The 13485-nt window shown below is 46.6% G+C and carries 16 protein-coding genes; 11 read left to right on the top strand and 5 right to left on the bottom strand.

All coding sequences use genetic code 11. From position 1 onward, the window contains the following. The 4 genes from H4O21_RS17475 to H4O21_RS17460 form a co-directional block, all read left to right on the top strand. The coding region (locus tag H4O21_RS17475; protein ID WP_182810168.1) for a sensor domain-containing diguanylate cyclase at nucleotides 1–1284 on the top strand (1284 nt) is incomplete at its 5' end. 167 nt (nucleotides 1285–1451) lie between these two features. Beyond that, complete coding sequence (locus H4O21_RS17470) at nucleotides 1452–1955, top strand: hypothetical protein (protein WP_182810167.1); 504 nt, start codon at nucleotides 1452–1454, stop codon at nucleotides 1953–1955. Nucleotides 1956–1981: 26 nt separating this feature from the next. Beyond that, a complete protein-coding gene (locus tag H4O21_RS17465) occupies nucleotides 1982–2902 on the top strand; it encodes a phytanoyl-CoA dioxygenase family protein (RefSeq protein ID WP_182810166.1) in 921 nt (306 codons plus the stop codon). A 21-nt stretch (nucleotides 2903–2923) separates the two neighbouring features. Continuing rightward, nucleotides 2924–3985, top strand: coding sequence for an SAM-dependent methyltransferase (locus H4O21_RS17460; protein WP_182810165.1), 1062 nt, complete (start codon nucleotides 2924–2926; stop codon nucleotides 3983–3985). A gap of 215 nt (nucleotides 3986–4200) precedes the next feature. Here H4O21_RS17460 and H4O21_RS17455 read toward each other — a convergent pair whose 3' ends face one another. Next, a complete protein-coding gene (locus H4O21_RS17455; RefSeq protein ID WP_182810164.1) occupies nucleotides 4201–4716 on the bottom strand; it encodes a DUF3124 domain-containing protein in 516 nt (171 codons plus the stop codon). A 168-nt stretch (nucleotides 4717–4884) separates the two neighbouring features. Here H4O21_RS17455 and H4O21_RS17450 point away from each other — a divergent pair, with 168 nt between their 5' ends. From H4O21_RS17450 to H4O21_RS17425, 6 genes are all read left to right on the top strand, one after another. After that, nucleotides 4885–5274, top strand: a complete 390-nt coding sequence (locus tag H4O21_RS17450; RefSeq protein WP_182810163.1) for a hypothetical protein — start codon at nucleotides 4885–4887, stop codon at nucleotides 5272–5274. 78 nt (nucleotides 5275–5352) lie between these two features. After that, on the top strand, nucleotides 5353–6744 hold the full coding sequence (locus tag H4O21_RS17445; protein ID WP_182810162.1) for a class II fumarate hydratase: 1392 nt from the start codon (nucleotides 5353–5355) through the stop codon (nucleotides 6742–6744). 36 nt (nucleotides 6745–6780) lie between these two features. Beyond that, on the top strand, nucleotides 6781–7227 hold the full coding sequence (locus tag H4O21_RS17440) for a DUF2753 family protein (RefSeq protein WP_182810161.1): 447 nt from the start codon (nucleotides 6781–6783) through the stop codon (nucleotides 7225–7227). A 52-nt stretch (nucleotides 7228–7279) separates the two neighbouring features. Then, nucleotides 7280–7780, top strand: a complete 501-nt coding sequence (gene sodN, locus H4O21_RS17435) for a superoxide dismutase, Ni (RefSeq protein WP_182810160.1) — start codon at nucleotides 7280–7282, stop codon at nucleotides 7778–7780. Nucleotides 7781–7871: 91 nt separating this feature from the next. Further along, nucleotides 7872–8156, top strand: a complete 285-nt coding sequence (locus tag H4O21_RS17430; RefSeq protein WP_182810159.1) for a S24 family peptidase — start codon at nucleotides 7872–7874, stop codon at nucleotides 8154–8156. 96 nt (nucleotides 8157–8252) lie between these two features. After that, nucleotides 8253–8549, top strand: coding sequence for a DUF6482 family protein (locus H4O21_RS17425; protein ID WP_182810158.1), 297 nt, complete (start codon nucleotides 8253–8255; stop codon nucleotides 8547–8549). A gap of 96 nt (nucleotides 8550–8645) precedes the next feature. Here the strand turns inward: H4O21_RS17425 and H4O21_RS17420 are convergent, their stop codons facing one another. From H4O21_RS17420 to H4O21_RS17410, 3 genes are all read right to left on the bottom strand, one after another. Next, nucleotides 8646–9359 carry an NHL repeat-containing protein gene (locus tag H4O21_RS17420; RefSeq protein WP_182810157.1) on the bottom strand — a complete coding sequence of 238 codons (714 nt, stop codon included), beginning with the start codon at nucleotides 9357–9359 and terminating at the stop codon, nucleotides 8646–8648. Nucleotides 9360–9851: 492 nt separating this feature from the next. Beyond that, nucleotides 9852–10778, bottom strand: a complete 927-nt coding sequence (locus H4O21_RS17415) for a porin (protein ID WP_182810156.1) — start codon at nucleotides 10776–10778, stop codon at nucleotides 9852–9854. 559 nt (nucleotides 10779–11337) lie between these two features. Beyond that, the gene (locus H4O21_RS17410; RefSeq protein ID WP_182810155.1) at nucleotides 11338–11517 is read right to left on the bottom strand and encodes a hypothetical protein; all 180 of its coding nucleotides are present in this window, start codon (nucleotides 11515–11517) and stop codon (nucleotides 11338–11340) included. Nucleotides 11518–12083: 566 nt separating this feature from the next. On the opposite strand from H4O21_RS17410, the gene H4O21_RS17405 reads away from it, so the two are divergent. Continuing rightward, nucleotides 12084–13040, top strand: coding sequence for a LysR family transcriptional regulator (locus H4O21_RS17405; RefSeq protein WP_182810154.1), 957 nt, complete (start codon nucleotides 12084–12086; stop codon nucleotides 13038–13040). 91 nt (nucleotides 13041–13131) lie between these two features. Here the strand turns inward: H4O21_RS17405 and H4O21_RS17400 are convergent, their stop codons facing one another. Then, nucleotides 13132–13485, bottom strand: coding sequence for a GtrA family protein (locus tag H4O21_RS17400; protein ID WP_182810153.1), 354 nt, complete (start codon nucleotides 13483–13485; stop codon nucleotides 13132–13134).

Genomic DNA, 13485 nt, shown 5'->3' with positions numbered 1-13485 from the left:
TACTGCAAGGACAGAAGCTATCGCTACAACTTTGTGAATCGTCAGGTCTGTGATCTGTTTGATTTACCACCGGAGCAAATTATCGGTCAGGAAGACAGCATCTTCTTTGATGTAACTACCTGTCTTCAGCTAAGACAGAATGATCGCCTGGTTATCGAGCAGGGAGAAGTTATTGAAAAAGAAGAAAGTAATTATGTCCCTCACCTGAAAACCATCCGACATTATCTGACAGTTAAAAAACCCATCCTGAATGAACATCATCAGGTATCAGGCTTGCTGGGCATCTCGACAGATATCACTGAGCTGAAGCAGATTCAGCAAAAACTGTATAACAGTGAGCAGCACCTGAGCACCATCCTCGATAATGTTGGTGCCTATATCTTTATCAAAGATCAGGATTGCCGTTTCCTGTACATCAATAAAAAAACTGAGGAGTTAATGGGGCTCAGTTGTCAGCAAGTTACCGGCCGGAGTAACTTTGACCTTTTCGGTACTGAGACAGGGCGTCAGTTCGAAAAAACAGATCGCCAGGTGTTTGAGCAGGAAAAGCGGATCAGCTGTATTGAAACAATGAATCATGGTCGCAGTCTGCGCTACTACTGGACTGTTAAGGTGCCACTGAAAAATAAAGACGGTCAGGTTGACCGTTATATCGGGATGTCTACCGATATCACAGAACAGAAAGAGCTGGAATACCGTATCAGAGCGTCAAATCAGGTATTACAGGACAAAATCAGTGAAATCAGCCAATTAAAAGATGAATTGCATGTTCAGGCGACACATGATGCTCTGACAGGTCTGTATAACCGCCGCTTCCTTCAGGAGCATGCGGATCTGGCTTTTCCTGAAAAACCGAGAGCACCTGCCAGCCTGCTGGTGATTGATGTTGATTATTTCAAAAAAATCAACGACAGTCTGGGCCACAGCAAAGGCGATGAGATCCTCCAGTTACTGGCGCGGGTTATGCGCCAGTGTTGTCGTTCGAATGATGTAGTCTGCCGTTATGGCGGGGAAGAGTTTCTGATTCTGCTTCCCGGAGCAGAGCCGGATATCGCCTTACAGAAAGCAGAGCTGATACGCACTCAGTTTCAGCAGGCTGTACGCCAGCAGATACCCGATATACCTTATGACTCTATCTCTGCCGGAGTGGCAGGCTCTCCGATTCATGGTATTACTTTCACTGAGATCTATCAGGCGGCAGATCTGGCACTCTATCAGGCTAAAGACACCGGACGTAATCGGGCTTGTCTGGCTCGGGTTAAAGATCCTCAGCCTTATCCATAATCCACTGCATTCCCCTACCAGCGTTCCCCTGCTTATAAGACCAGTAAGCCGTCGTAATACCCGGTAATTTTTTCTCCTTGTTCATCTGTTTAATCTCCTTTATTGATAAGACTTTTCTTCACTATCTATAACGATCTCGATTAATGCCGGACAGGAGTACAAGGTCAATGGATTCTGATGACCTGATAATGCAAATCGCCCCGACACTCTCTGCTGACCTGCAGCAACCAGGTAATATTCAGGGCCGCTACTTTATCAAACAGTATCTGCCATCAGACCAGGCTGAACAGTTCATTCAGGCTATGACTGTCCCCGGCTCTGAATTATCAGGCGCGGATCTGTCCCGGCTACTGAAGTTAGAACAGGATTATCTGCGGCAGATTCAGCAGATAAAAAACAGCCCGGCAGAACAACCTGTACCCTCTTCTGCACAGTCAAAACCTTACCGACCTCAGCTAATTATCAGCATTGTTTTTTTTACGGCCTACTTTCTGGTACTGGCAGTCATTATCAGTATTGAAGCCAGTGACAGCCTGAATCAGCAAAAAGGAGACAACTCCTTTATGGATCAGATCCAGATACTACTGGGTGTGCTGACAGCAGGCATTGGTCAGGTACTCAGCTACTGGTTTGGTATTCCCTGGCGAAAGAAAGAAGATCAGGGCCAGTAAAACAATACACAGCAAGGATTTCTCTTATGGCACCCTATCAGCTGACAACAGAACAGGTTAATGAATATCGCAATCAGGGGCATACCTGTCTGACCAACGGATTACCAGCCGGGCTACTGAGCAAACTGCAACAATGTGCCGATGAATTAGAAGCCAGGGCACTGGAAGCCCACAACCAGGGGCAAAGCCTGAGCAGTGCCTGTATTGTCCCTGACCCGGTGGGCGAACGCCTGATGCGTTTTAATGATATTCATCTGTACCATGCAGAGCTTGCACTGGAGCTGCTCGCCAGCCCCCCTTTAATGGCCATTGCCCGTCAGTTATGTGGCCAGGGCGCTGTTCCTCTGCAGATGGATATCCTATACAAACATCAGCACCCACACCCTGTTGTCCAGTGGCATCAGGATGCCCCGCATCCCAGGTCTCATCCTTATGTCAATGCAGGGGTTTATCTGGATGATGCCCCGGCCGGAGACGGCTGCCTGAGATGTGTACCAGGTACACAGCATGAGCCTGTAGATATTGACCACCTGTCAGAAAAATATGGCTGGGAAGTACCGGGGATGCTGGAAATACCGGCAAAAGCCGGAGATATCCTGGTACACGATGTCATGATTCTGCATGGCTCTCAGCCAAAGCGTTCTCCGGGAGTAAGACGCACCCTTTATATTGAGTTTCGTCCATTCACCGCCATTACCGAAAGCCAGTCACAAAGCGATTTCTGGACAGGTCTCAGAAAACAATGGATGGCACAGGTACTGGAAAAAACAGATAGCATTAACTGGCCAGACGACTGGAAACAGGACTACCCTTCTGCCACCAGTGATAACCAGGCTCTGATGCAGATGCTTATAGATAATCGGGAACCTTCAATTCCATCTATATGGAATATCAATCCGGTTATATCAGACAACTATCCGGTGCCTGAAGACATGCAGGACTGGTAACAGATCAGAAGGGAAAAACAGATGTCTCAGCTTACCCAATTAAAAGCACTGTTAAATAAGATTCTGGATCCTGACCAGAGTGACGAACAAAAAGATCATTATACCGAACAGCTCGTCGCCTTATGGACATCAGCCTGCAACATTGATTTTACCAGGGATAAAACCACATCCCCGGCAGATGATCACCAGAATCCAATACTGTCCCCGGAACAGGCCAGTCAGTGCGCCTACGGTTATCGTCGCACCTGGCGTTATATCAATGCGTTACACAAAGCGATTCAGCAAGTTCAGGACAGAAAGCAGCAGGCAGGAGAAGATGGTACTGTCAGCATCTTTTATCCGGGATGTGGGCCTTATGCCATTCTGGCATTGCCATTAATGGCACTGTACCAGGCTGATAAGATCAGAGTCAGTATACTCGATTACCATAATCACTCGATTCAATCCGTCAGACAACTGTGTGATAGCTTTGCTTTACATGACCGGGTCGATGCCTTCATTACAGCCAATGCGCTGGACTATGATTTTCCAGAGCATCAACAGCCAGATATTATTATTTCAGAAATCATGCAGGCAGGTCTGAGTCAGGAAGGGCATGTTGAAATTAATCGACATTTTCATCTGCAGGCACCGGATGCCACTCTGATCCCTCAAAAAATCACCCTTTCGCTCAGATTATGTAACCCCCGGTATGAGTTTGGCTTGCAGCATGAAAAAGAACGAGCCACACACAGAATGAGTCTGGGGACTGTATTTACATTTGATAAAGCCAATACCAGTCTGCTGATGCCGGATTTTACTAAAACCAAAGATCACCCGGAGACCACATTGAATTGTCTGCCCGGACATAAAATAACCCTGCCAGAGCACCCGTCCCCTGATTATCAGCTATTTCTGTTTACTGAACTGGCATTGTTTGATGATGAATACCTCTATCCTTACGAAAATGGTGTGACGACCCCTGTTTTATACCACCTGGAAGAACACTACCAACCGGGTGATCAGATACAGTTCTCCTATCAGATGGGAGCACAGCCGGGCCTGATTCCCCGCAAAACTAACAGAGAGAGATATCTGTCATAACGAAAGGACTCGATTACATGCTACATAGAATTATTAGCACCGTTTTAGACAGGCTGCCCCCTGTCCGGGAGAGCAGATGAAAACGCTGGCAGGATACCGATCAGGTTAGCCGCTGGTCCGATCAGGGCTGTCTGGACTAAGTTACCTTTTCCGGAGCAGATCACTGCTCCGGAACACATCTGTAATATTCAGGCAATATCAGGATTATCTGAAAGCTACTGTTTCCTGCACGTTCCAATTCTGACACTTCTTGAAGTAAAGCTCAGTCCTTTTGTTCCTCTGTAACCGGCCATGACCGCCTCTACTAAAGGAGCTGAGACATCATCATCCATTTTCAACCAGTCCACAATAAAGTTGGCTCCGGCCCCGCCTGACATCTCTTGCTGATCAATCACGAAAGACACGGTAGACATGGGGGCTAAAGAAAAAACGCCTTCCAGTAAGGAGTCCTGTTTCTCCCCTTTTGTATCAAAGTAATCAACCCGACTTACAACAATGTTATTCTCAGGGTCAATATTTCGTATGCTTAAATTAACGGCCAGTGGAACCTGGGAGCTTTCATATAAATAAATATGGGAATAGGCCGGCACATATTCACTGCAAAGCAGGGCACCCGTAACGCTATCTTTGCTGATCACATTAAAATGGCTACCTTTATCCGGACTTCTTTTAATGATATCTGCCTGAGCCAGCGTTGAAAAAAGCAAAAGCCCACACCATAGTTTATTCACAACATTCACTCCAGAATGATCAGGGTATTGTTACTCATCCTACCACTGATCTTGCAGGCATATCTCCTGACAGATTCGATAGTACCTATAAAAATGAGATTGACTTTCACTTGTATTAAAATAACAATGATAATAATTATCATTAACCAAAAATAAAAGCATTCGCATATGGCTGAATCATCCTGTAGCAAAGCAGATATCAGACAAGTTCATCAGTTACGCCAGAAAATACGTCACGCACAGGAACCTGATAATCCCGGATTAATCTATCAGTGGATACAGGCAGATAATGCTCTGGCCGGTTATCAGACGGAACAACGCCGACAGCACTGCATCCATCAGTTTCAGTTGCTAATGGATGTAGTTTCCGATGACTACCTGCCTGTTCACTGGCGGAACACCTGCCTTGATAGCGTCAGCATACCTCTGTGTACCCTGAAGTGTCTGGCAGACGACACCCAGAGCGTTACCAGAGTACGCCAGCTATTCAGTGAACTCAGAACCCTCAGCCATTACTTCCAGCATTCATTGTCGTGTTATGACCAGCATTATTCATGATGGTCGGATGATTCAGTGATGCCAGCGCAGAACCCTACCCTGAACAAAAAACTTCAGCACAATCAACAGGAGATCAGCATGAGTGATATTCAGCAGGCTACCCGTACAGAAAAAGACAGCATGGGCGAACTGGAAGTCCCCGCCAGCGCATTATATGCCGCTCAGACTCAGCGTGCCGTCAACAACTTCCCGGTCAGCGGACAGCCTATGCCTGAAAGTTTTGTGCGCGCTTTATTGCTGATTAAATCTGCCGCAGCCAGAACCAATGTTGAGCTGGAGCAGATCCCGGCAGATATGGGCGAAGCTATCGTCAAAGCAGCGGATCAGTTGCTGAATGATGCAGAGCTGATGAGCCATTTCCCGGTTGATATTTTTCAGACCGGCTCAGGCACCAGCTCAAACATGAATGCCAATGAAGTGCTGGCAACGGTGGCTTCCCGCATCTACGGCGAGACCATCAGCCCGAATGATCATATTAACTGTGGTCAGAGCAGTAACGACGTTATTCCTACCGCCATTCATGTCAGCGCCGCTCTGGAGTTGCATAACAAATTGTTGCCAGCTCTTGATCACCTGGCAGAAACCATTCGTACCAAAGCCGATGCCACCGACAGTTTTATTAAAACGGGCCGGACCCATCTGATGGATGCCATGCCGGTACGTATGAGCCAGAGTCTGAACAGCTGGGCGACTCAGATCGAACAGAACAAACAGAATCTGATCGCTCTGCAACCGGGTATTCAGAGTCTGGCACAAGGCGGTACTGCCGTTGGTACGGGCATCAATGCTCATCCTGAGTTTGCCCGCCGATTCAGTCGTCAGCTCAGCGAACTGAGTGGCCTGACCTTCGCTCCGGCCAACGACTTTTTCGCCCATATCGGTTCGCAGGATGTCGCTGTATCTCTGTCAGGTCAGCTAAAAACCACCGCCGTATCTGTACTGAAAATATCCAATGATCTGCGCTGGATGAACTCGGGTCCTCTGGCGGGTCTGGGCGAAATTGAACTGGAAGCACTGCAACCAGGTTCATCGATCATGCCAGGTAAAGTCAATCCGGTCATTCCGGAAGCCGCTGCCATGGTATCCGCTCAGGTTATCGGTAATGACACTGCCATCACTATTGCCGGTCAGTCGGGTAATTTTGAACTGAATGTCATGCTGCCTTTAGTTGCCCAGAATCTTTTAACCAGCATCAGCCTGCTGGCTAATGTCAGTCACTTACTGGCAGATAAAGCCATTGCCAGCTTTAAGGTCAATGACAACAAACTGAAAGAAGCTCTGGACAGAAACCCGATTCTGGTGACGGCTCTCAACCCGGTGATTGGTTACCTGAAAGCAGCAGAAATTGCCAAGCAGGCCTATAAAGAGGGGCGCCCGGTTATTGACGTCGCTGCAGAGAATACCGATCTGTCCAAAGAGGAGCTGGAGCAGCTTCTGAATCCGGAAAAACTGACTCACGGCGGTTTATAACACCGTGACTCCATACCAGACCACAAAGGCAGCGCTATGAACCAGCAGTGGAAACATCTGATCAGTACCGCTAACGGTCACTTTTCATCACAGGCTTATCATTCTGCGCTGTCACTGTATCAGAAAGCGTTGTCTTTGCTGGAAACAGACTGGTCCATTCATCTGCAACAGCATCCGGATAATGCACTCGCAGCCATGATGGTAACTCATTTCAACCTGGCAGATACCTGGCAGGCACTGGATCAGGCTGAACAGGCCTGTATCCAGTTTGAGCAGGCCTGTTCATTTATTCATCAGCTGATTGAGCGTCCCGGTTTATCAGAGTCAATCAGGCATTCTGCCATCAGAGCTGCCGGGCGTCTGGATATGGAGTGGGCCTGCTGCGTTAAACAACACAGCAGAAATCTGCCTGAACAACATAAGCGTCACTATGCCAATGCACATCTGGCTCTGGAACAGATCAGTTACCGACAGATGCATTAGGCCATGTACACCTGAGCCTCGCTTGAAAAGAGCATTAAAAAGGAAATCTGACATGTTAAAAAAACTGGTGCAGTTCTTTGATCAGGGCCGTATTCCTGCAGCCTCTGCCCACTGTGATATCCCATGTAAAATTTATGACCCGGCCACTGCACAAATTGCAGCCCTGACCATTATCCGACTGATGGATCTTATTCAGGAGCTGGATGGCAAAGAGCAACTGACACTGGCTGATCAGGCGCAACTGGCTCGCCTTGTCGCACAGAAAGAAGAGCACGCTCTGAAAGTAAAAGAAGAAGTACGTATTATCTGGGGAGATTATTTTAAACAGCCTCAGTTTGAACAAATTCCATCTGCCCATGAGCTGACACACAGCATCATGCTTCAGGCCTCGAAATGTAAGCAACAGATCACCCGCGCAGAAGGCGAAGCACTGTTAACCCTGGTCAATGAGTTTGCCGAAGCCTTCTGGCTGACCAAAGGAGTTTCCACTTTTAAAGCCACCTGCCCATATCCACCAGCAGAAACCGTAGTATATCCTGCTCTGGCCGAGTAAATTTCTGCAGTAACAGACCTGTTTTCCCCATAAGGCCAGTGATTGTCATGGAAGATATCGCTGGCTTTACCATAAGAGACATTCTCCGTTTATGCCCGCATTGCTGAATATATTCCGGGTCACAGGCCCGAGTATGGAGCCTCACCTGAGTGATGGAGACTATGTCATCACAACAGGGCTTAAACACCTGACGCCGGGTTGTATTGTTGTCATCAGACACCCCGAATATCAGGTTATGATTAAACGGGTGATCGAAATCCGGGAACAGGGAGAGTTTTTGCTAGCCGGAGAAAATAACCTGAGTATCACATCAGAACAGATTGGCTGGTGCAGCCGGGAGTGGTTGCTGGGTGTTGTGCTGATCACATTCCGTTAAAGCCTTACCTGATAATCCATAGTGCTCTATTCGTGTATCCACTGCGTAATATCAGAAAGCGCAATGCAACTATTCTTGAATTGAAAGGATCAGGTTATGTCGATTTCACTGCAGCAACTCCGCCAGATCAGCCATATAGACAAAGTGATTATTCATTCTCTGGATTGCAGTCTGTATCAGGTTTCCGTTGAAATTCAGGGCAACGAGGAATATGTATCAGATCATCAGGGGCACTTATTACGTAGTCACAATAAACTGAACCTTCAGGAATATTTTTCGGATTTACCCTATGATCGCATGGTGCTCAGACAAAGCAGTGCTTACGATGAAATGGTCGGCCAGCCTCAGCGCCAGCAAAGTAATGAAATGGAGGTCTCTCTGGGAAAACCCTGATCAGGCTGAAATCAGCCTCCCTTCACAAAGAGCTTCCCGATTAAGAGAAGCCCCGAAATCTGCAGGTTTATTGGAAACGTCCTGCAGATACTCTGATTATGATCCGGAAATCAGATGACCATCCAGAGAGAACAGCCACTGGCTATTGTTTTTATCACCACCGGTAACCTGTACCTGGCTGGTACCATCTACACTGCTGAGACGACGCTCAGACAGCCAGCGGGACTGACCATAGTCATGCAGATAAACACCAGAACCACTGAATACTTTAACAGTACGAGAACCGGCATTCAGTACATGCAGATTATCCAGAGCATCAATAGTCAGACTGACAGGCCCATTCAGCTGTTCAGGTAACTCAGTACCAAACCGGCCAATGCTGCCCAGAACAGCCCCCTGACTATCCAGCCAGAGCACTTCATGGCTGCCCGCCATCAATACAAACAGATTGCCGTAGGAATCTACAGCAAAATCCTGTACCGCTACTGACTGGCCCAGAGAAACAGTTAACAGACTGTTACCAGATTGATCATAAACACGAATAGCCTGGTCCGTTTCAAACCAGACATAAACCTGCCCCTGATAACGGCGAGCAACCTGAGCTTTCATTGGCACAGTCACCACACCACCATCAGCACTGACAATATCCATGTTGCGGGTCAGTAATCCCATATTACTCAGCTCTGACTCTGTCAGACGGGTCATACCAACCTCACCCGACGCAATAGAGAGCTGAGACAACGTCATCGCAGGCACACTGGCCATTACTGCGGCCGTAGTACCTGAGAATAAAAATTGACGACGATCCATAACGCAATTCCTTAATTAAATTTCAGAAAAGGTTTACTTGCCTCAAGAGAATACTCCACACATCCAGTGTAGCTAAATTACACCTGATTACCCTGAACAACACAGGCCATAGTGGTTTATTGCAGGCAGATACAGAGAACAGAACAGGCCAGAAGAAAAACTGGAAAGACTCACTCAGGCAAGTATAAATCCAGTTAACAGAGAAGGCTGGAAGATATTAAGCAAATACAAAAAAACCGGGACAAAGCCCGGTTCAGAATCACCTGATATCAGTTCAACCTTTCTGACATCAGATGTTTGCGATTGAGTAGAAATTCGGAAACAAATTTTTCGTATATGCAATCTCCTCTGTAGCCCATACATTCGATCATCTTGCAGGAGAAGCCGGGCCGAAACCCGGCAGTGTTATCCCCTGATCAGGGAGATAACACCTATCTTATGGAATCAGAGAGCAGTAAACCGGATTCAGTTCACAATCTGAGACCACTTTCATCAGAATTTAACACGCAGCCCAGTCAGGAAACCGGCATCAACGTTGTCTTCGTCAGTGTCAGCAATTTCAGCAAAGGCGCTGACATTTTTCTGAGCCGGGAAAGTATACGTCACGTTGGCATACCACTCTGTGACGTCATCGCCCTGCTCAGGCTCTACGTTTACAGCACCAACAGCTACTTTGGTTGTCTTAGCCACAGGAACAATCGCCACCAGGTTATATTGCTCTTCTGTATCTTCAACATCGGTGTAATCAGCTCCCACTTTGACCACACCTGCATCATACGCAGCGCTCACACCCCAGGTATCAACAGAGTCTGCATCAGTATTTTCTTTGCGGGTCTGATATGCTGCAGCCAGCTCCAGTCCACTGAATTCAGTGGCCGCAAAAATATCGAATGCTTCACCGTTCTCACTACTTTCGCCTTCTGCATCCAGTTCAACAGAAGCAATCAGGTTGACCATACCCAAAGTGGCATCCACGCGAATAACATCGTCTCCATCCGTGCCCTGACGATCAAATCCATCTTCAGACAGTGTATTTTCATACGCCGCTTCAACACCAAATTCATCACTGGCCAGATCACGCTTACCAATCGATACCGCTACCTGCTCATATGCCAGACCAACATACGCTTCTTCCAGCTTACTGCCTTCACGCTTATCTTCTGCTTCGTCTTTAAAACCAAAATCCAGCTGACCAAACGCAATCAGGCCATTCTGCAGGTCATAGGTGATGGAGTTTTTAATTTCCAGATCATCAAACTCAACATCCGGATTCTCGTCTTCACCAGCGTCCTGACGTAATTGAATCTGCCAGTCACCTTTAATCTCATATTTCAGGCCATTGCCTTCATAAATAGTGGCTGCATTTGCTGTAGCGGCTGTAATAGCCATAATTGCACTAGCCAGTATCAGCTTCTTCATTTAATTTCTCCTGCTTAAGTATGCTGATCGAACGGACTATCAGGTATTATTCATTACTTAACAATTAAATTAATTAAGATGGCCAAACCTGAATAATTAAATATATCTGTAAAAAAACTGTATTTTTATGTATAAACAACAGGCCAAAGAGCACCTTAGCGCAGTATAAAAGCCACACTTAAGGCTGTCTCTCAAGCCTGACAGATGACATCCCGATTACACATCTGAGCAAAATATTCTGTAAACGCAGTCGTACTCTCCGGTAAATGACAGGAGGGTATAAAAATTTTTGTTCAGTTGTGCAAAACGGTTTTGTATTGGCCCTGGTACTGTTGTTCTTGTTATCAGAACTTAATGACAAATGCTTAACACAACATCTGTTTACCTTCAGCCATACAGAATGAATAAATCTCTTATTGCTACCAGGTCTGTAGCAGGGTCTCCTTTGAAGCCGCGTCCGTTTCCGGGTAATGAAATGCCATATCATCAATCAAATCATAAATCCCTATAAAATCAGTTATCTGGGACATCTGAGGTTTATTTGATGTGGAGTAAGCCTCTACGGTTCGCAATATCTTGTTGTTAACCTTCCGGTATCCCGCTGACTCATCACAGCTTGCTGAGCGTAAGCAGCAGGCTCAATAACCTTAAAGGCATCCATGCAACTGATTGAACCAGCCATAATACGGGTAGAAACAGCGGCGATAGAAGAAACAACAAGCTTAGTAACTATATTCACACTTATTACCTTTCGGCTGATAAGCTCTGAAAAGATGGCGTCCATGTTATCCAGGATATTTTTTTTATGTAGCCCACCTGTTGTTATTATTGTATTAACTCAGAGTTAAAAGCAGAAAATGAACTTATCTTATAATCAAAAAATCATTATTTTTCTGAAACTATTTAAAAAGGGCTTGCGTATCCCCATATTGGATAAGACTGTGCGCCATCATTATGTAAGCATACTTTTCGAATTCTGTACCAGGTTATTCATATATTCATCGTCGCCTTTCTGGCAATGAAAGTGTCATATATACCAGAACAAAAACATTTGAGAATATGCAACACTTAGCCAGAGAAGCTTTTGTTCAGGCACTTATTCTGATGCCTGGTGTCCTGGTTCCCCGGATATCAGAATGTCTGTCATACTTGAGTCAGTGTCAGTTAAACCTGTGAGACAAATTGCTGGTCACCATCAGAGAAGAAAAACAAAAAAGCCGGAACTGATCGGGCCTGGTACAGCACTAAACCTGAAAATTAACGAATCATGGGGTCCTCACCCTTTGACACAAAGAGAGTGTTTTTATGATTCCCAGTCAGCTACCCGTGTTTATCTCTGTCGTTAAAAACGGCAATTTTTCTTCGGCAGCCCGCCAGCTTGGCGTGTCTTCTGCCGCTGTCAGTAAGTCGATTTCTCAACTGGAGAAAGTACTGAGCCTGCGCTTGTTCCACCGTACCACTCATTCCCTGACTCTGACAGAAGACGGTCAGGATCTTTTGCGCCGCACAGAACCATTGCTGAAAGAACTGGAAGATCAGATTCGCCTGAGTACCGACAAACAACTTTCCCCCCACGGAAAACTCAAGGTTAATCTGCCTGATAGCTTTGGCCGTCAGGTCGTTATGCCGCTGTTGCCGGGCTTTCTGGACAAATACCCGGATATAGAATTTGAACTTAACTTTGATGATGCCGTAGGTGATCTGGTGAAGGAAGGTGCCGATGTCGGTATTGGTGCCAAACTGAACCCGGACAGCCGCCTGATTGCCCGGCGCTTTTATAACCTGCAGCCGGTTATTATTGCATCTAAGCGTTATCTGGAGCAGCACGGTGTCCCCCAAACGCCGGAAGATCTGGAGCATCACAACTGCATCGCCTATCGTTCATCAACAACAGGCCGCATTTATCCCTGGCCGTTTATGGAAAATGGAGAAGAACATCAGATTGAACCTAAAGGCAACCTGACTGTTAACAGCCTTTCAGCCGGGATGAAAGCGGTTGAGATGGACCTGGGTATTGCGATGGTAGGTGTCTGGTATCTGAAAGATAACCCGGCTGCAGCTAACCTTCGTCGCCTGTTGCCAGATTATGCACCAGAGCCATTTCCGGTATGGATCTATTACTCATCCCGCAGTTATCTGCCAGCCAAAACCCGGTTGTTTATCGATTATCTGCTGGATAACGCCATTGATGAACAAGAACTGATGCGTACCTGTAACTGTGTCTATGAAGACTTTGAGTTACCTGCCTGCAAACAGGCCTGAGCATTGATAAAGTGATGATGGTGGCAGCCTGCTCTGTTTCAGACAGGCTGCAATCACCGTTGATCCGGCCCTATTGTTGCTGAGATTCCTGCTAGCGGCGAAAAACCACATATCTGGCGTATAGAAAACCGGCGATCAGACTGCCTCCGGAAAAAACGATCAGGGTGATCACGGCAGGCAGATGAACCCAGTCTGCAAATCCCCCCAGTGTAAATGCCATTGCCCCCATAAACCCGGTATATAACAGATAACGGGCTCCCGTCATATCAGTCTGGAAGGTATAACGGCTGTTAATCAGAAAAGAAAAACTGACAGCCACCAGAAACGCTAATCCATTCGCCACACTCTGCGTTATACCCTGCCAGTACAGAGCATAAAAAATGCTCCAGTGAAGCAATGTATTCAACACGCCCACTGAAGCGTATTTCTGAAATAAACGAAACAT

It is taken from the genome of Oceanospirillum sediminis (genome assembly GCF_014164585.1).
In the GTDB taxonomy this organism is placed as follows: Bacteria; Pseudomonadota; Gammaproteobacteria; order Pseudomonadales; family Halomonadaceae; genus Oceanospirillum; species Oceanospirillum sediminis.
Note: the sequence above shows the minus strand (reverse complement) of the source record. Positions and strands in the feature narration are given on the sequence as shown.